Origin of the sequence: Pelagimonas sp. KU-00592-HH, from assembly GCF_040369695.1 — a bacterium.
Lineage (GTDB): Bacteria > Pseudomonadota > Alphaproteobacteria > Rhodobacterales > Rhodobacteraceae > Shimia.
Genome location: NZ_BAABWM010000001.1, coordinates 412397 through 428110, shown reverse-complemented (window position 1 = coordinate 428110; position 15714 = coordinate 412397). Strand labels below are relative to the sequence as shown.

17 protein-coding genes are annotated in these 15714 nt (G+C 63.1%); 8 read left to right on the top strand and 9 right to left on the bottom strand.

All coding sequences use genetic code 11. The features are described from left to right. Nucleotides 1-11 precede the first annotated feature (11 nt). A complete protein-coding gene (locus ABWV42_RS02275) occupies nt 12-1034 on the bottom strand; it encodes a Hint domain-containing protein (protein WP_353338716.1) in 1023 nt (340 codons plus the stop codon). Nucleotides 1035-1181: 147 nt separating this feature from the next. On the opposite strand from ABWV42_RS02275, the gene ABWV42_RS02270 reads away from it, so the two are divergent. The 4 genes from ABWV42_RS02270 to ABWV42_RS02255 all read left to right on the top strand — a co-directional run bounded on the left by ABWV42_RS02270 (nt 1182) and on the right by ABWV42_RS02255 (nt 5684). Then, the gene (locus ABWV42_RS02270) at nt 1182-1961 is read left to right on the top strand and encodes an SDR family oxidoreductase (RefSeq protein ID WP_353338715.1); all 780 of its coding nucleotides are present in this window, start codon (nt 1182-1184) and stop codon (nt 1959-1961) included. Beyond that, nucleotides 1961-3070: a YhaZ family DNA alkylation repair protein gene (locus tag ABWV42_RS02265; RefSeq protein ID WP_353338714.1), complete on the top strand. Its 1110-nt coding sequence runs from the start codon at nt 1961-1963 to the stop codon at nt 3068-3070. Before ABWV42_RS02270 ends, ABWV42_RS02265 begins: the two co-directional genes overlap by 1 nt. An 83-nt stretch (nt 3071-3153) precedes the next feature. Then, entirely contained in the window at nt 3154-4527 is a 1374-nt protein-coding gene (locus ABWV42_RS02260) for a sodium:proline symporter (RefSeq protein ID WP_353338713.1), read from the top strand. A gap of 65 nt (nt 4528-4592) precedes the next feature. After that, nucleotides 4593-5684, top strand: coding sequence for an ABC transporter ATP-binding protein (locus ABWV42_RS02255; protein WP_255105410.1), 1092 nt, complete (start codon nt 4593-4595; stop codon nt 5682-5684). Here the strand turns inward: ABWV42_RS02255 and ABWV42_RS02250 are convergent. Then, nucleotides 5681-6334 carry a helix-turn-helix transcriptional regulator gene (locus ABWV42_RS02250; RefSeq protein ID WP_353338712.1) on the bottom strand — a complete coding sequence of 218 codons (654 nt, stop codon included), beginning with the start codon at nt 6332-6334 and terminating at the stop codon, nt 5681-5683. The genes ABWV42_RS02255 and ABWV42_RS02250 overlap by 4 nt on opposite strands. Before the next feature lie 203 nt (nt 6335-6537). Between ABWV42_RS02250 and ABWV42_RS02245 the strand changes: the two genes are divergently transcribed. The 4 genes from ABWV42_RS02245 (at nt 6538) to ABWV42_RS02230 (ending at nt 9283) form a co-directional block, all read left to right on the top strand. Next, nucleotides 6538-6756, top strand: a complete 219-nt coding sequence (locus tag ABWV42_RS02245) for a twin-arginine translocase TatA/TatE family subunit (protein WP_255105417.1) — start codon at nt 6538-6540, stop codon at nt 6754-6756. An 18-nt stretch (nt 6757-6774) separates the two neighbouring features. Continuing rightward, a complete protein-coding gene (gene tatB / locus ABWV42_RS02240) occupies nt 6775-7260 on the top strand; it encodes a Sec-independent protein translocase protein TatB (protein ID WP_353338711.1) in 486 nt (161 codons plus the stop codon). Continuing rightward, on the top strand, nt 7257-8207 hold the full coding sequence (gene tatC / locus ABWV42_RS02235) for a twin-arginine translocase subunit TatC (RefSeq protein WP_255105423.1): 951 nt from the start codon (nt 7257-7259) through the stop codon (nt 8205-8207). Before tatB ends, tatC begins: the two co-directional genes overlap by 4 nt. Nucleotides 8208-8443: 236 nt before the next feature. After that, nucleotides 8444-9283, top strand: coding sequence for an ATP-binding protein (locus ABWV42_RS02230; RefSeq protein WP_353338710.1), 840 nt, complete (start codon nt 8444-8446; stop codon nt 9281-9283). A gap of 37 nt (nt 9284-9320) precedes the next feature. Here ABWV42_RS02230 and ABWV42_RS02225 read toward each other — a convergent pair whose 3' ends face one another. The 7 genes from ABWV42_RS02225 to purF form a co-directional block, all read right to left on the bottom strand. Continuing rightward, nucleotides 9321-10511: a peptidoglycan DD-metalloendopeptidase family protein gene (locus ABWV42_RS02225; RefSeq protein WP_255105428.1), complete on the bottom strand. Its 1191-nt coding sequence runs from the start codon at nt 10509-10511 to the stop codon at nt 9321-9323. Between the two features lie 107 nt (nt 10512-10618). Beyond that, the gene (locus ABWV42_RS02220) at nt 10619-11269 is read right to left on the bottom strand and encodes a protein-L-isoaspartate(D-aspartate) O-methyltransferase (RefSeq protein ID WP_353338709.1); all 651 of its coding nucleotides are present in this window, start codon (nt 11267-11269) and stop codon (nt 10619-10621) included. Beyond that, on the bottom strand, nt 11266-12048 hold the full coding sequence (gene surE, locus ABWV42_RS02215; RefSeq protein WP_353338708.1) for a 5'/3'-nucleotidase SurE: 783 nt from the start codon (nt 12046-12048) through the stop codon (nt 11266-11268). The genes ABWV42_RS02220 and surE overlap by 4 nt, the downstream gene beginning before the upstream one ends. A 212-nt stretch (nt 12049-12260) precedes the next feature. Beyond that, on the bottom strand, nt 12261-12905 hold the full coding sequence (locus ABWV42_RS02210; protein ID WP_353338707.1) for an SDR family NAD(P)-dependent oxidoreductase: 645 nt from the start codon (nt 12903-12905) through the stop codon (nt 12261-12263). 147 nt (nt 12906-13052) lie between these two features. After that, nucleotides 13053-13307, bottom strand: coding sequence for a hypothetical protein (locus tag ABWV42_RS02205; RefSeq protein ID WP_255105437.1), 255 nt, complete (start codon nt 13305-13307; stop codon nt 13053-13055). 175 nt (nt 13308-13482) lie between these two features. After that, nucleotides 13483-14052 (bottom strand): DUF2199 domain-containing protein, encoded by a 570-nt coding sequence (locus tag ABWV42_RS02200; protein ID WP_353338706.1) that lies wholly within the window; start codon nt 14050-14052, stop codon nt 13483-13485. A 12-nt stretch (nt 14053-14064) separates the two neighbouring features. After that, complete coding sequence (gene purF, locus ABWV42_RS02195) at nt 14065-15591, bottom strand: amidophosphoribosyltransferase (protein ID WP_353338705.1); 1527 nt, start codon at nt 15589-15591, stop codon at nt 14065-14067. Nucleotides 15592-15714: the final 123 nt, after the last annotated feature.

Below are 15714 nucleotides of genomic sequence, written 5' to 3'. Positions count from 1 at the left end.
TTGCCAAAAGGTTACTTGGTCGAGGCGCGGCGCAGCAGATCGACCGCGTCGGGGCGATCCAGCAGGTTTTCGTTCACTTCGAATTCCTGTTGCAGCACCGCGGGACGGTTGTCGCCGCGCGGCAGGTGCATCTGTCCCAGATCCTGCGGCAGCACCGGTTGCGTGCGTTTGTCGGCCTGCATGGTCTCGGCCGAGATGCCTTCGGCAAAGATGATCTGGTGACGGTCGAACAGAAGCTGGAAGTAATCGACGAAACCGCCCTCGTGGACGCGGACGGTTTCGCCGTTGACAAGGTGGCGCGCCCGGACGAGCAGTTCCGGGCGGCCTGCGCCGATGTGGTCATGGCGCTGATAGATGAAAAGACGGTGGTCGGGGCTGACCATCAGGTCGCCGGCATTGTTGAGGGTGCCGGCGGAAATCAGGATCGGCGCGAACTCACCGTGCGCACGCATGGTGTGAGTGCCAACCCAGCGTACCTCTTGCGGGCCGTCGTCGCGGGTGAGGACCTTGTCGCCGGGGCGGATGTCTTCGATCGGTTTCTGTTCGCCGGTGGCCATGGTGATGCGGGTGCCGCGGGTAAAGCTGACACAGGCCATCTGGGCCATGCGCTGGCGCGCGCCGGTGCGGTCGATGCCGACAAGGGAATACGGGGTCTTGGGCGACAGCGGGGCGAGAGGGGCCGCGTGGATCTGGGCCACGTTGCCGTCTTCGTCCACTTCGACCATGACGATGATCTCAATCGTCGCCCCGGTGGGGGGCATGACGGTCAGGACGCAATCGGCGTGCAGGGTCGCGCCGGGCGCGCCGCAGTTGCTTTCGCTGGCGATCTGGAAGCTGTTGTCGTCGGTCACGACAAAGGACAGGCTGCGCACGGGCGCGCCGGGGGTCAGCTCGTAAATGTCGTCGGGCACCAGTTCATCGGCAAAAGACAGCGCGTCGCCAAGGTTTGCCCCATTCGTGACGCAGAGGTCTTCTGCATCATGGACGGGCATTCTCTGGGCGGGCATGGCCGAGGTTTCACTGGGGCGAGACATTTGATTGTTTTCTCTTTTTGCTGCGCGACGTGCAAGTCATCGCGCAGAATTGTGGCGCTTTCGGGGATCAGGATCGGCAATTTGCTGGCGTCTTTTTGAAATTGCGGGTTACTTGGTGGGCAACAATGAGTTTGGGGAGAAGAATTCATGGATCTTGGAATCAGGGGAAAACGGGCGTTGGTCTGTGCATCGTCCAAGGGTCTTGGGCGCGGGTGTGCCGAGGCGCTGGCCGAAGCAGGCGTGGATCTGGTGATGAACGCGCGGGGAGCTGAGGCACTTGAGGCGACGGCCGCGGAGATTCGCGAGAAATACGGCGTGAATGTCGTGGCCGTGGCCGCGGACGTGACCTCGGCGGAAGGACAGGCAGCGGTTCTGGAGGCGGCGCAGGGCGTGGATATTCTTGTCAACAACGCCGGTGGCCCGCCGCCGGGCATGTGGACCGATTGGGAGCGTGAAGATTTCCTATCGGCGCTGGATGCCAACATGCTGACCCCGATTGCCTTTATGAAGGCGCTGGTGCCGGGCATGATCGAAAAGGGTTGGGGCCGCGTGGTGAACATCACTTCGCAGTCGGTCAAGGCACCGATTGCCGTGCTTGGCCTCTCGAATTCGGCGCGTGCGGGACTCACGGGTTATGTCGCGGGGACGTCGCGGCAGGTGGCGCAATACGGTGTGAACATCAACAACCTGCTGCCGGGCAGCCATGACACCGACCGGATTGCGGCGCTGGATGCGGGGGCTGCCAAGAACGCGGGCATTTCCGTGGAAGAGGCGCGGGCGACCCGGCAGTCGACCATTCCCGCCGGTCGGGATGGCACCATCAGTGAGTTCGGGGCCACCTGTGCCTTCATGTGTTCGCAACATGCGGGATTCATGGTGGGCCAGAACATCCTGTTGGATGGCGGTAACGTGAACGCCACGCTCTGATGGCGGAGGGGTTTTCTCTCAAGGACGAGCTGTTCAATGCGATGACATTGGGCGATCTGGCGGCAGAGTATTCTGCCGCCTTGTCTTTCTTTGACGGGGAGGCGTTTCACGCCGAGGTGGTTGCGGGCCTTGAGGGGCGCGAGCTGATGGAGCGGTTGGAGTGGATCGCGGATTGTGTCGAGGCGCGGTTGTCGTCCGCGTTTCCCGAGATGGCGGATCAGCTTGAGGCCGCGATGCCTGCGCCGCTGGATCCGGGTCTGCGAGACGACGATTTCGGGCGGTTCATTCACGCGGTGCCGGGAATCCTTGCGGTTCGCCATGGGCTTGAGGCGCATCGCGAGCGGGCGCTTGATCTGCTTTATGCCGCGACCCAGCGGTTTTCGATGGAGTTCTATATTCGTCCGTTCCTGAACCGCTGGCCGGAGGAGACGATGGCGCGGCTTGAGGCCTGGGCGGGGGATGCGAATTACCACGTGCGCCGCCTGGTGAGCGAGGGGACACGCCCCAAGCTGCCCTGGGCGAAGAAGATCGACCTGCAACCGGGAGAGGCGCTGCCGTTGCTGGACCGGCTGCACGGGGATGCGACGCGGTATGTCACGCGGTCGGTGGCGAACCACATGAACGACATCGCCAAGGTGGACGCGGAGGCCGTGTTGGCGCGGCTTGAAGCGTGGCGCGAGGCCGGGGGGCAGGACGGCAAGGAGCTAGACTGGATGACGCGCCATGCGCTGCGGACGCTGATCAAGGACGGGCATCCGGGGGCGCTGGCGCTGTTGGGGTATCGGCCGGATGCGGCGGTTGCGGTGGACCTGCGGCTGGCAGAGGGACCGGTGCGGATTGGCGAGGCGCTTGAATTCACCTGTACGGTCAATAGTGCAAAGTCCGAGCCCATTCTGGTGGATTACATCCTGCATTTTCACAGGCCAAACGGAAAGGCCGGGCGCAAGGTGTTCAAGCTCAAGCAGGGCAAGACACCGATGACGGTGACCAAGGTTCACAAGCTGAAGGGCAATGCCACGACGTTCCAGTTGCATGAAGGGCCGCACCGGATCGAGGTGCAGGTCAACGGGCGGGTTGTGACAGGGGCCGATTTCGACCTGATCTCCTGACGTTTCATCACGTTCGCGTGGGGGGTGGTAGGCGTGTGAATTTCCTGTTGTTAGAGCAGCTTGCAGGACAAAGGAACACGCACATGCAAGCCACCGCCATTATCGGGATATTTCTGTTCATCATCGTTGCCAGCCTCGTTGTGGCACCGCGCCGGGCGTCGGTTGCGGGGTTCTTTGGCGGCATGGGCGCGACGGGCGCGGCACCGGGGCTTTGGACATTGGTTCTGAGTCAGGTGACGACGTGGATTTTTGCCCGGTCGCTGATGAATTCGGCGATCCTTGGTTACTACTACGGGATTGCGGGCGTTCTGGCCTATGCGGCTTATTACGGATCGTTCCTGACCGGCGGCTATATCGTGGGCCGGATGCGCCAGCAGGGCGCGCGGTCGGTGCAGGACTGGCTGGTTGACCGGTTCGGCACGGTTGGCACCGGCTGTTATAACCTCGTGATCGCGCTGCGCCTGTTGTCCGAGGTCTTTGCCAACCTGATCGTCGTTGGTCTGATCTTTTCGGCGGCCCTGCCGGAAGTGGCATGGGCCAAGGATGGGGCGATCCTGATCGTGGGCGCGCTGGCGCTGGCCTATTCGGCGTGGGGCGGCTTGAGCGCGGCGCTGCGTACGGATGTGGTGCAGATGGTTCTGTTTCTCGGCGTCTTCGGTGTTGCGTTTCTTGCGCTGATCCTGAGCCCCGGCTTTGACATCGGTGCCGTTCTGACCGCCGAGGGGGTCTCAGGCGGGTACAACGGCTGGGTGCTGCTGCTGGTGGCGTTCCTGCAGGTGTTTTCCTATCCGGTGCATGATCCGGTGATGATGGATCGCGGGTTCCTTGCCGATGAGAAGACAACGAAGAAGAGCTTTCTGCACGCCTTCTGGATTTCGGCGCTGTGCATCATCGGGTTCGGGTTCTTCGGCATTCAGGCGGCGCTGGACAGTGCGGCCTATGAGGGGCAGTTGATCGGGACATGGGGGGCGACCCTGCCGGCGTGGGTCTTCGTGGCGCTGCTCGTGTCCCTGCTGGTGTCGGCCCTGTCGACGCTGGATTCGGCGCTGTCCTCTGCGGCGCGGCTGGTGGTGGAAGAGTTGCGCCTTGCGCCGCGCAGCCTGAATGGCGGGCGACTGGCGATGCTGGTCTTTGCGCTGGCGGGCGGTGTGCTGACGCTTTGGGGCAACCAGACCCTGTTTGACGCGGTCGCAGTCAGCGGCACGGCGTCGATGTTCCTGACGCCGGTTCTGGTCGCGGGGCTGATCGGCGCGCGCCATGTGGCGGTTTGGGCCTATGTGGTCAGCTTTGTTGCGGCGATGGCGGGCGCGGCGGCCTATTTCTTCCGTGGCACCGAGGCCATGGCGGCGATCCTGTATGACGGCCACAAGTACGAACAGCTTTTGCAGATCTGTATCGTGGTGCTTGCCGTGGGCTTTGCGGCGGTGCTGGCGGGTTCGCGCAGGGTTGCGAGCTAGGCGGGGGGCTGTTAAGGGTCAGAAAATTCCGATGGTTTTCATCGGGCATTGACCAAGAGGCAGACGTGACCGACCCGATCCAGAGCCCGCATCCCCGTCTGGAAATCCGCAACCTGAAGCGCCGGTTCGGTGATCGGCAGGTGGTGGATGGCGTGTCGTTGACCATTCAGCCGGGGCATGTGACCTGTCTTCTGGGGCCTTCGGGCTGTGGCAAGTCAACGACGCTTCGGATGATTGCCGGCGTCGACATGCAGGATTCCGGTGAGATCTATGTGGATGGTGAGTTGATCTGCGACACGGTTTTCCGGATTCCGCCGGAACGCCGCAAGATCGGGCTGATGTTTCAGGATTTCGCGCTTTTCCCGCACCTGAGCGTGGCGGACAACGTTGCTTTTGGTCTGAAGGGGCCGAAAGAGGAAAAGCGGGCGCGGGTTGAAGAGCTGCTGGCCAAGGTGAACCTTGGCTGGACCATCGACAAGTTTCCCCATGTGTTGTCTGGCGGCGAACAGCAGCGGATCGCCCTGGCGCGTGCCCTTGCGCCGCGTCCGCGTATCATGCTGATGGACGAGCCGTTTTCGGGGCTGGACAACCGTCTGCGCGATGGCATCCGTGACGAGACGCTGGCGGTTCTCAAGGAAGAGGATACCGCGGTTCTTCTGGTGACGCACGAGCCGGAAGAGGCGATGCGGATGGCGGATGAGATCGCGCTGATGCGGGATGGCAAGATCGTTCAGCAGGGTGCGCCCTATAACATCTACAACGCGCCGGTGGACAAGGCGGCAGTCGCTTTCTTCAGCGATGTCAACGTGATCCGTGGCGTGAGCAACGGTGCTCTGACCGAGACCCCCTTTGGCCAGTTCCTGACACCGGGGCTGGAAGATGGGGCGGCGGTCGAGATCGTGATCCGCCCACAGCATCTCAAGCTGGATTTCGACCGTCATGGCAAGGGGCCGATGCCCACCGCCACGGATGGGGTTGCGGCGCGGGGCGTGGTCAAGCGCGCGCGTTTCATGGGCAATGAGAGCCTTGTGGAATTCGTGATGGACCACGACGGATCGGAGTTGAAGGTGACGGTTCCGAACGTCTTCATGCCCAAGGCGGGCACGCCGCTTTGGCTGACCATTCGCCGTGACCGGTGTTTCGTCTTCCCGGCCTAGGCCGAGTAATCTTCCAGCCGTTTTCCGGGTTCGTCCACAAACAGGCCGGGCAGGACCGTGACCTGTTCGATCTGGTCGGCCCGCAGCGTGGCAAAGCCATCGGTGGTGTCGCACCAGACAAGGCAGGTCCAGACCCGCCCCCAGTAATCGAGTTTCAGGGGCCGCACGTCGCGCAGGCTCTGGTCCTGCATGGTGAGGCGCAGTTTCTGACGGTTCCGAATGGCGCTGCGCAGGGAGGTGAGGTGGCGGAAGCCATAGGCGGCATCGGCGAAGGGGTAGACGGCAAACCCGAAGGACGCCGGCGCGCCGTGGCGATCTTCGGGCAGCACGGCGTCGATCTTGGCCGAGAGGGTCTTGGCGGCCTCCTGTAACTCTCCATCCACGCCGTTGCCGACGGCGGCCAGACCAAGGTGCAGGGCCTCAAGCTCGGTCTCGGTAAGGTTCAGCGGGGGCAGGGTGATGGCGGCGCGGGCAGAATAGCCGATGCCGCGTTCGCCTTCGACCGGAACACCAGACGCGGCCAGCGTGTCCATATCGCGGTAGATGGTGCGGATCGACACCCCGAGATCGCGTGCCATGTCTTCGGCGCGGTGCAGTTTCCCGTCTTTCAGGATTTCGATCAGCGAATAGAGGCGGTCGGAGCGTTTCAAAGGAGTGATTCTCTGTCGGTTTTTTCCCATTACTGACAAAAATCTGACAACTGACAAGCTGTTGACAAAACTCGCGCCAGAATCCGCTCAAAAAGGGGGGATACGGGCGGATTTGGCGCTTTCCGTTCCCTTGGCGAAGTTTTATTTAGGGCAGGTAATTCCCGAGGCGGCGCGGGTCCGCCCCGATGTATAGGAGACATACCATGGGTATCGGAAATATCGGCCTTCCCGGCCTTCTCTTGATCGCAGTTGTTGTGCTGGTGCTTTTCGGGCGCGGCAAGATCTCGGGCCTGATGGGCGAAGTGGGCAAGGGTATCACCTCGTTCAAGAAGGGCATCAAGGAAGGTGAAGACCAGCTGGAGCAGGAAGCTGCTGATGCAGCCAAGGACGTGACCCCCGAAGAAGACAAAGACAAAGTCTGATAGGGGGGCTGAAGCGCCATGTTTGATCTCGGTATGGCCGAGCTCCTGGTGATCGGCGTTGTTGCGCTGATTGTTGTGGGGCCAAAGGATTTGCCGATCCTGTTCCGTCGTGTGGGCCAGTTTGTCGGCAAGGCCAAGGGCATGGCGCGCGAGTTTTCCAGCGCCATGAACCAGGCGGCTGACCAGGCGGGCGTGAAGGATGTGACTGACACGCTCAAGGGCGCGACACAGGGTATGAACAAGATCGCCAACCCGTTGCAGACGGCGGCGGATGCGGTCAAGGACACGGCCAAGTCGGCGGTCGACATCAATCCTGACAGCGAGACCGGAAAGCTTGCGGCCAAGCGGGCGGAAGACAACCGCAAGGTCAAGGAAGCGATGGAGAAGAAGGCGCAGGAGCGTCTTGAGACCGAGGCCAGGGAAGCCGAAGAGGCGGCCGCCAAGGCACGCGCCCGTGCCGAGGCCGCGCGCAAGAGCAGCGAAACGACAGAGGATGAGGCATGAGTAGCCAAGACGACATCGACGATACGTCCGCGCCGCTCATCGAGCACCTTGCGGAACTGCGTACGCGCCTGATCCGGTCGGTTCTGGCCCTGCTGGTCGGTGTCAGCATCTGCTTTATCCCGATCGGTGGCGATTTCATCGCCGTGCATATCCTGAACTTCCTCTTGGCCCCGATCGAGGCCTCGTTGCGGGCGCTGGGGGATCCTTCGCCGACGCTGCAATATACCTCGCCGCAGGAATACCTGTTCACTCTGTTCCGCATTTCGCTTGTCTTTGGCTTCGCGATGGCCTTTCCGGTCATTGCCTTCCAGATGTGGCGGTTCGTGGCACCGGGGCTTTATCGCAACGAGCGGGGGGCGTTCCTGCCCTTCATGATTGCCTCGCCTTTCATGTTCCTGCTGGGCGCGACCTTTGCGCATTTCGTCGTGACACCGCTGGCGATGGCCTTTTTTCTTGGCTTTGCCGATGTGAGTTCGATCTTTGCCAACCTGATGTCGGGGGCAACGCCGGAAGTGCCGGGCGAAGTGGTTGCCGTGCCTGAAACGCAGGAAGGTATCCGTGTCACCTTCTTTGGTAAGGTCAACGAAAGCCTTGATATCACGCTGAAATTCATCCTGGCCTTTGGCCTGTGTTTCCAGCTGCCGGTGCTTTTGACCCTGATGGGCAAGGCCGGTCTGGTGAGTGCGGATGGCCTGGGCAGCGTACGGAAATACGCGATGGTTGGCATCCTGGTGCTGGCCGCGCTGGTGACGCCGCCGGATGTGGTGACCCAGCTGATCCTGTTCACCGTGGTCTATGGTCTTTACGAGGTGTCGATCTTCCTCGTGCGTCGGGTCGAGAAGACCCGCAAGGCCAAGCTTCAGGCCGAGGGCGTGTGGTTCGAGGACGAGGAAGAAGAGTTCGACGATCCGCTGATGAAGGAATTCGACGAGGACGACAAGAAATAGGCCTTGTTGAGATGAGATGGAAAGACGCGCCGGAGACGGCGCGTTTTTTTCTGTGTGGAAGCGTTGGGGGCAGGAGCCTTGATGCTGTTTTCGGGGGAGGGGGCAGGTGCCTCCGGCGGGAGTATTTGGGGTGCATTGAAGCGAGGGGGCTTCGAGTGCGGAAGGGTGCGTCTCTGGCTTGCCGAGGCTGTCGGAACGTGGTTTGACAAGCGTCAGAGAACGATGGAGGCCAGAACATGGATGAGAGCGCGTTGACCCGCATTGCCGAGGCGTTGGAACGGATGTCGCCGGCACCGATGGCGGCCCCTGATTTTGCGGCTGCGGATGCCTTTGTCTGGCATGTTGCGCCGGACCGTCTTGAACCGGTGGCCAAGGTGAACCGCGTTGATCTGTCCCTGCTGGTCGGAGTGAACCGGTCGCGGGATACGCTTTTGGAGAATACCCTGCAATTCGCACGCGGTCTGCCGGCCAACAACGCCCTGTTGTGGGGCGCGCGCGGGATGGGGAAATCCTCGCTTGTGAAGGCGGTCCATGCCGAGGTGCTGCGCCAGGGGCTGGGGTTGAAGATCGTGGAATTGCAGCGGGAAGACCTGCCGAGTGTATCGCGCCTGTTGAACCTGTTGCGCGACAGTGGCGAGCGGTTCCTGTTGTTCTGTGACGACCTGTCGTTCAGCCATGACGACCAGCACTACAAGAGCCTCAAGGCGGTGCTGGATGGCGGGATCGAGGGACGGCCTGACAACGTGGTCTTTTATGCCACGTCGAACCGGCGCCACCTGATGCCGCGTGACATGATCGAGAACGAACGCTCTTCGGCGATCAACCCGTCGGAGGCCGTGGAAGAGAAGGTCTCGCTTTCGGACCGTTTCGGGCTGTGGCTGGGTTTCCATCCCTGTTCGCAGGATGAATATCTCGAGATGATCCGCGGCTATTGCGGGGAATATGGTGTCGAGATCGACGAGGAGACGCTCTGGGCGGAGGCCATCGAATGGCAGGCCACGCGCGGGTCGCGGTCGGGTCGGGTGGCCTGGCAGTATTTCATCGATCTTGCCGGTCGGCGTGGCGTGACGATCTGAGGCAGGTGTCCCGGACACTGTCCGGGACGGGCCGGGATCACTTGAGGTAGGGCATCGGATCGACCGAGTCGAAGCCTTTGCGAACCTCGAAATGCACGAAGTTGTCTTTCTTGGGCACGGCCGCGATGGTCTGGCCGCGTTTGACATTGGCGCCCTTGTCCACCTTCACGCCATCGACGTTGTAGTAGACCGTCATCAGGTTGCCATCGTGGCGCACGACGACGATGCGCACGTTGTCGGCATCCGTGGTGATGGCGGCGACCTTGCCGTCGCGGGCGGCCTTTACCGGGCTGCCGGCGGGGGCGGAGATGTCGATGCCGTTGTTCTTGCCCTTGGCGTAGGGGCGGATGATTTTGCCATCAACCGGATAGCCCATCTTGGAGGTCGATGTGTTCTGCGCCTTGCCGAGATCGGGGGCGGGCGGCGTCTTGACCGGGGCTTCGGCGGCCGGCAGGGGCTTGGTCGAACTGGGCGGGGTCGGTGTGGGCGTGCCCTGACCTGGGGCCGTGACCGTCGCCGCGGCGGCGGGCTTGGCAGCGGATTTCGCATTGGCGTCAACCGGCGGGATCAGCAGGATCTGACCTTCGCGGATGGTGAAATCGCTGTTGAGGCCGTTCCATTCTGCCAACGCGCGTGGCGTCACGTTGTAGAGGCGCGAGATGGTGAAGGCACTTTCGCCACGGCGGACCTTGTGTCGGATCGGCTCGAACCCGGTTTCACCCTTGGGCGCGTTCTTGGGGGCCGGTTGCAGCGGCTCGGTGCTGACCGGGGTGGACGGCGCGGTGCTGTCCAGCGCGTTACCGGCCAGCGCGGCGATGTCGACGCCCTCGGGGGCGGTAACCACACCGCGGCCACCGGTTTCGGGCGAGGGTTCGGCTACGCGGTAGGGCAGGGCCACGATCTCGCCCCGGCGCAATTCGTCTTCGGCGCGGATGCCGTTGTAGCGGGCCAGGTCCTCGACCGGCATATCGATGCGTTCGGCCACGTCGTTCAGGGTGTCGCCACGACGGGCCACGGCGACCTGGTAGTTCGGATAAGAGATGATGCCGCGGCGATCGGGGCGCGGGCGGTCGGCGGTGGCGGCCTTGGCGGCGGTCGTGGTGTCCAGCCCCGCACCGAGCCCGCCGCGCAGGTCGATGTCGAACCCGTCCTCGCAAGCGGCCACAAGGCCAAGCGCCAGACCGGCCATCATAAGCCGCGCGGGAATACGTTTCTGCGAAGGTGCCATCTCGATATCCTCAAATGCCGGCCACGTCTTGATTTCGCGGAAGGCGTTAATGCACTGGTACCAGGATCGGGCGTTTGCGCCTCTGTTATAGGTGCCTATGCCCCAGATCAGCTATCGGGGGCAAGGCCTTCGATCAGCGGAACAAAGCGCACGGGGCGCAGTTCTTCGTAATCAAAGCCGGTTTCGGTGCGATGCACACGAATGAGGCTCTGGACCGCGTCCGACTGACCGACGGGTACCACCATGATACCGCCGACCTTGAGCTGGGCCAAGAGGGGGCCGGGCGGGTCTTCGGCGGCGGCGGTGATGATGATGCGGTCAAAGGGGGCCTGATCGGGCAGGCCGAAGCTGCCGTCGCCGGACAGCGTGGTGATATTGGCGAGGTCCATCGCTTCGAACACCGCGCGGGCTTCGCGCACGAGGCGGCGGTGACGGTCGATGGTATAGACGCGGCGGGCAAGCTGGCTGAGGATGGCGGCCTGGTAGCCGGACCCGGTGCCCACTTCGAGCACCTTGTCGCGTGGCTGCACGTCAAGCGCCTGTGTCATCAGGCCAACCACCGAAGGTTGCGAGATGGTCTGGCCGCAGGCAATGGGCAGCGGTGTGTCGTCATAGGCGCGTTCGGAAAAGATGCCGCGCACGAAGGGGGCGCGGTCGATGGTTTCCATTGCCGTCAGAACACGCTGATCCGTGACGCCCTTGCTGCGTAGGGCGAACATGAATTGCATCTTGAGTTCTGCGGCGGCGTTGTCGGTCATTCGATGGCTTTCAGGGCGTCGAGCGCGTCATGGGCGGTGAGGTCGGCGCGCATCGGGGTGACCGAGATGTAGCCGTCGAGGTTGGCGGCGGCATCGGTTCCGGGTGCGGTCTGGATGCGCTGGTTGCCGCCCTTTGCCCAGAGGAAGCGGCGGCCGGTTGGCGAGGCCTGGGCTTCGACCGAGAAACAGGTGCCCTTGCGCAGGCCCTGGGTGGCGACGCGGGTGCCCTTGACGTTGGCGGCGAGGACCGGCGGGAAGTTCACGTTGTAGAACAGGCCATAGTCGCTTGGGTTGGGGGGCGTGGCGTCGAGGATCTTGCGGATCACCTCGGCACCGTATTTGGCAGAGGCTTCGAAGGGGTTTTCGATCTCGTAGTTTTCAGGCCCGAGGTATTGCGAGAGCGCCATCGCGGGCAGGCCCTGGAGGGCCGCTTCCATGGCGCCGCCGAGGGTGCCGGAATAGAGCGCGTTTTCCGCCGAGTTGTTGCCGCGGTTGACGCCCGAGAGGACAAGATCGGGCGGGTTGTCCTTCATCACGTCGTGAATGCCGGCCATGACGCAGTCGGCGGGGCTGCCTTCGGCGGCAAAGCGACGCTCGCCCATCTTGGCGATCATGGTCGGGTGGGTATAGCTGATGCAATGCGCCACGCCGGACTGTTCGAAGGCGGGGGCGACTGTCCAGACTTCGCCGTCGGGGCCGGCCAGTTCGGTGGCGATGTCGTGCATGACCTTGAGGCCCGGTGCGTTGATACCGTCGTCGTTGGTGATGAGAATGCGCATGGCTGCCCCCGGTGCTGACCTCAGTGGTTCGTTGCATTCTGTCTAGGGGGCCAGGCCGTGACGGGCAAGGGAAACGGCGCGTTTTGTGGCGGGTTTTAACCGGCGCTAAAGGCCGGTGCCGCATTGAGGGGGGAATGCGGGTGCGGCGGGCATGAAAAAGCCCCGGACCAGTTGCGCGATCCGGGGCCTGAATTGCGTCGTGTGACGGGCGATCAGAGGTCGAGGGTGGCCAGAAGGCGGGCGGCCTCGTCGCGCGGGTTGCTCAGGCTCTCGCGGTCTTCGCCGGGGAAGAAACGGGCGCGGGTGCCGGTGGGCATGCCGTTTGGCGACAGGATCGACACACGCGGGCCGGTGTTCACGGTTTCGGCCTGCCAGCTGCGGGCAAGCGCGATCTGCGCGGCCTTGGTGGCACCGTAGGAGCCGAAGAACTTTTGGCCGGCGCGGTCGTCTTCGAAAAAGACAGCGTGGCCGGTATCGCCAAGCAGCGGTGACAGGAAGGGGATCAGGCGTCCGGTGGCGGTCACGTTGATCGACACGGCCTTGTCGAGATCTTTCTGGTCGATGTGGTTGGTCGGGGTGAGCGGCGCACCGTGGACGGCGCTGTGGACCCAGAGGTCGACCTTGCCCCAGCGATCATGGATCGAGCGGCAGAGTTGGGCCATCGCATCGATATTGGTGATGTCCATCGGGGCCAGCGTGGCCTTGCCGCCCTTGGCCTGGATGTTGTCGTCCAGTTCCTCGAGCGCGCCGGTGGTGCGGGCCACGGCGACGATGTGGTATTCGGGGGCGAGGGCTTCGGCGAAGGCCGCGCCAAGGCCGCGGGAGGCGCCGGTGATCAGGGCTAGTTTCTCGGTCATGGGGAGGGTGTGCGCCCTTGTGCGGCAAAGGTCAAGGGGGCGAATTTGCCGATCTGCATCGCGTCGGTATCCCGTCGGTATTGCGGCGGTGGGAGCCTGCGGAGAGATGCGCCTCCGGCGGGAGTATTTGCGGTGCATTGAAGCCGGTCAGCCCGGCAGGTGCAGGCGCGTGGTCTTGTCGCCGCGCTGGAGGGTGACGCTGGTGCCATCGACGCCGACGAGGCGGCCCATCGGGGTCTTGTCGTCACGCCCTGCCGAGAGGGTGCGGCCCGAGGGCAGGAGGAACAGGGCGCGCAGGTTGGTTTCCGGGCCCATGATCCCGATCAGGGTCAGGCGGGCGCGGTTTTTCAGCACGCCTTTGTCGGTGGCCAGCGCGGCCACGTTGTCGGGGGTGTCGGTCATGTGAGTGGTGATCTGCCGTTGTTACTCTGGCCCCATATGGGGCAGGGGCGCGCAGTTAGAAGGCGTGCGTGCAAAGCGCAAGGGGCAGATGGCGGGAAATTGCCGCGATGCAGCAATTTTGGGCGGATTCGTGCTGAAATCCTAATGAAACAAGGGGGGCTGGCGCGTTGGAGCGTCAGTCGGCCATCAGGAACGGGCGAATATCGTCGCCGGAGGCGGCGTAGATGTCGAGCAGCTGATCAAAGGAGATGCCGTTTTCTTGGGCCTCGGCCAGGGGGCCGGAGAGGGCGATCAGCACGGGGCGCTGGCCAGCATCGCCTGGTTGCAGGGCGCAGGCGATCGGATCTTCGCTTTCGAAACCGGGCAGATCGTTCATCAGCCAGGCCTCTCCGCCTTCGAACCCGTCGGCGGCGCCGGTAGCCTCGTCGATATAGGCATAAAAGGTGTCGGGCGGAACGCTGGCCCAGGGGCCAAAGAAGAACACCTCGTCGCTGCCGCGGATCGGCAGGGGGAGGACGCATTTGAGGAAACGGTCCTCATCGATGCGGCAGAGATCGCTGGAGAGGCGATCTTCGCCGACCTGGAGGTCCGGGGCGCCCGCTTCGGCCAGATCGCCATGCGGCCAGCTGTCGGGGTGGTCGTAGCCGATGTCGAAGATGCCGTTGAACCGGCGTCCGCTTTGCGGGCAGACGCGGGTTTCATCGTGCAGACGCCGCCAGCGGGCGTCGAGGGCGAGAAGGTTCATCGCCCTGTTCCCCTAGCCGTGCGAGGCCGCGGCGGGCGCGTTCCAGGAAGCGCCGGGTTGCGGCATGTCCTTGATCTTCTTGCTGACGCGGCTGCTGCTTTCGAGGGCTTCGAGATAGTCGGGCGACACCGAGCCGGTGATGTAGTTGCCGTCGAAGCAGGAGCAGTCGAAGGTGTCGATCTCGGGGTTGCCTTCCTGTGCCGCCCAGATCAGATCGTCGAGGTTCTGGTAGAACAGGGCATCTGCGCCGAGTTCCTCGCGGATTTCCTCGATGGTCTGGCCGTTGGCGATCAGCTCGTGCTTGGTGGGCATGTCGATGCCGTAGACGTTGGGGTATTTCACCGGCGGCGAGGCGGAGGCGATATAGACCTTCTTGGCACCGGCTTCGCGGCACATCTGGACGATCTTCTTGATGGTGTTGCCGCGCACGATCGAGTCGTCGATCAGCAGGACATTGTGATCCTTGAACTCGAGCGGGATCGCGTTGAGCTTGCGGCGTACGGATTTCTGGCGCTCGGCCTGACCGGGCATGATGAAGGTGCGGCCGACATAGCGGTTTTTGACGAGGCCTTCACGGTAGGGGATGCCGGTGGCCTTGGCGACCTCGAGCGCAACCGGGCGGGCGCTGTCGGGAACCGGGATGATACGGTCGATCTGGAGGTCGGAGTCCTGGATCTGCTTGGCGAGGGCCTGACCCATGCGCATCTGGGTCTTGTAGACCGAGATCCCGTCGAGCAGCGAGTCGGGACGGGCGAGGTAGACATATTCGAAGATACAAGGCGTGAGCTTGCCTTCGACGGCCTGGAATTCGTGCTTGTTGCCGTCGAGGTCGATCAGGATCGCTTCGCCCGGTTTCAGGTCGCGTAGTTTTTCGAAGCCGTTGATGCCGAAGGCCACGTCTTCGGAGGCGAAGGCATAGTCATCGCCGTCACCGTCTGCGTCGCGTTTGGCGACAGAAAGCGGGCGGATGCCGTGCGGGTCGCGGAAGGCGAGCATGCCGACACCAGCGATCAGGCAGATCACCGAATAGGCGCCCTGAACCCGTTCCATGGTCATTTTCACGCCGGCAAAGATATTGCGGATCGGATCGGCGTTGCCGTTCACCTTGATGGCGTCGGCCACCTTGTCGGCGAGGACGTTCAGCAGGATTTCCGAGTCGGAGGTGGTGCGCAGGTGGCGGCTGTATTTTTCCGTGACCTTTTCGCGCTGTTCCTCGGTGTTGGTGATGTTGCCGTTGTGCACGAGGTAGATGCCGTAGGGCGCGTTCACGAAGAACGGCTGGGCCTCGGAGGCGCTGAGCGAGCCGGCGGTGGGGTAGCGGACATGGCCCATGCCGATATGGCCGCGCAGGGTTTCGGCGTCGGAGGGTTGGAAGACGTCTTTGACGAGGCCGTTTTCCTTGCGCTCGCGGAAGTTCTCGCCGGTGTAGGTCACGATGCCCGAGGCATCCTGACCCCGGTGCTGAAGCATCAGCAAGCCATCGTAGATTTCCGCAAAGACCTCATCGGTCCGGCTTGCAATGCCTAGAATCCCGCACATAGGTTGGCTCCAATTTCACGTTGGCTGTGTCTCAGACACGGGGCTTTGAAGGGAGAGGCCGAAGTCTTGTCGGCCACATGCTTCACGCTGAAGAGGGGGAGGGCCTTGTGTGCCGTCTTGGTG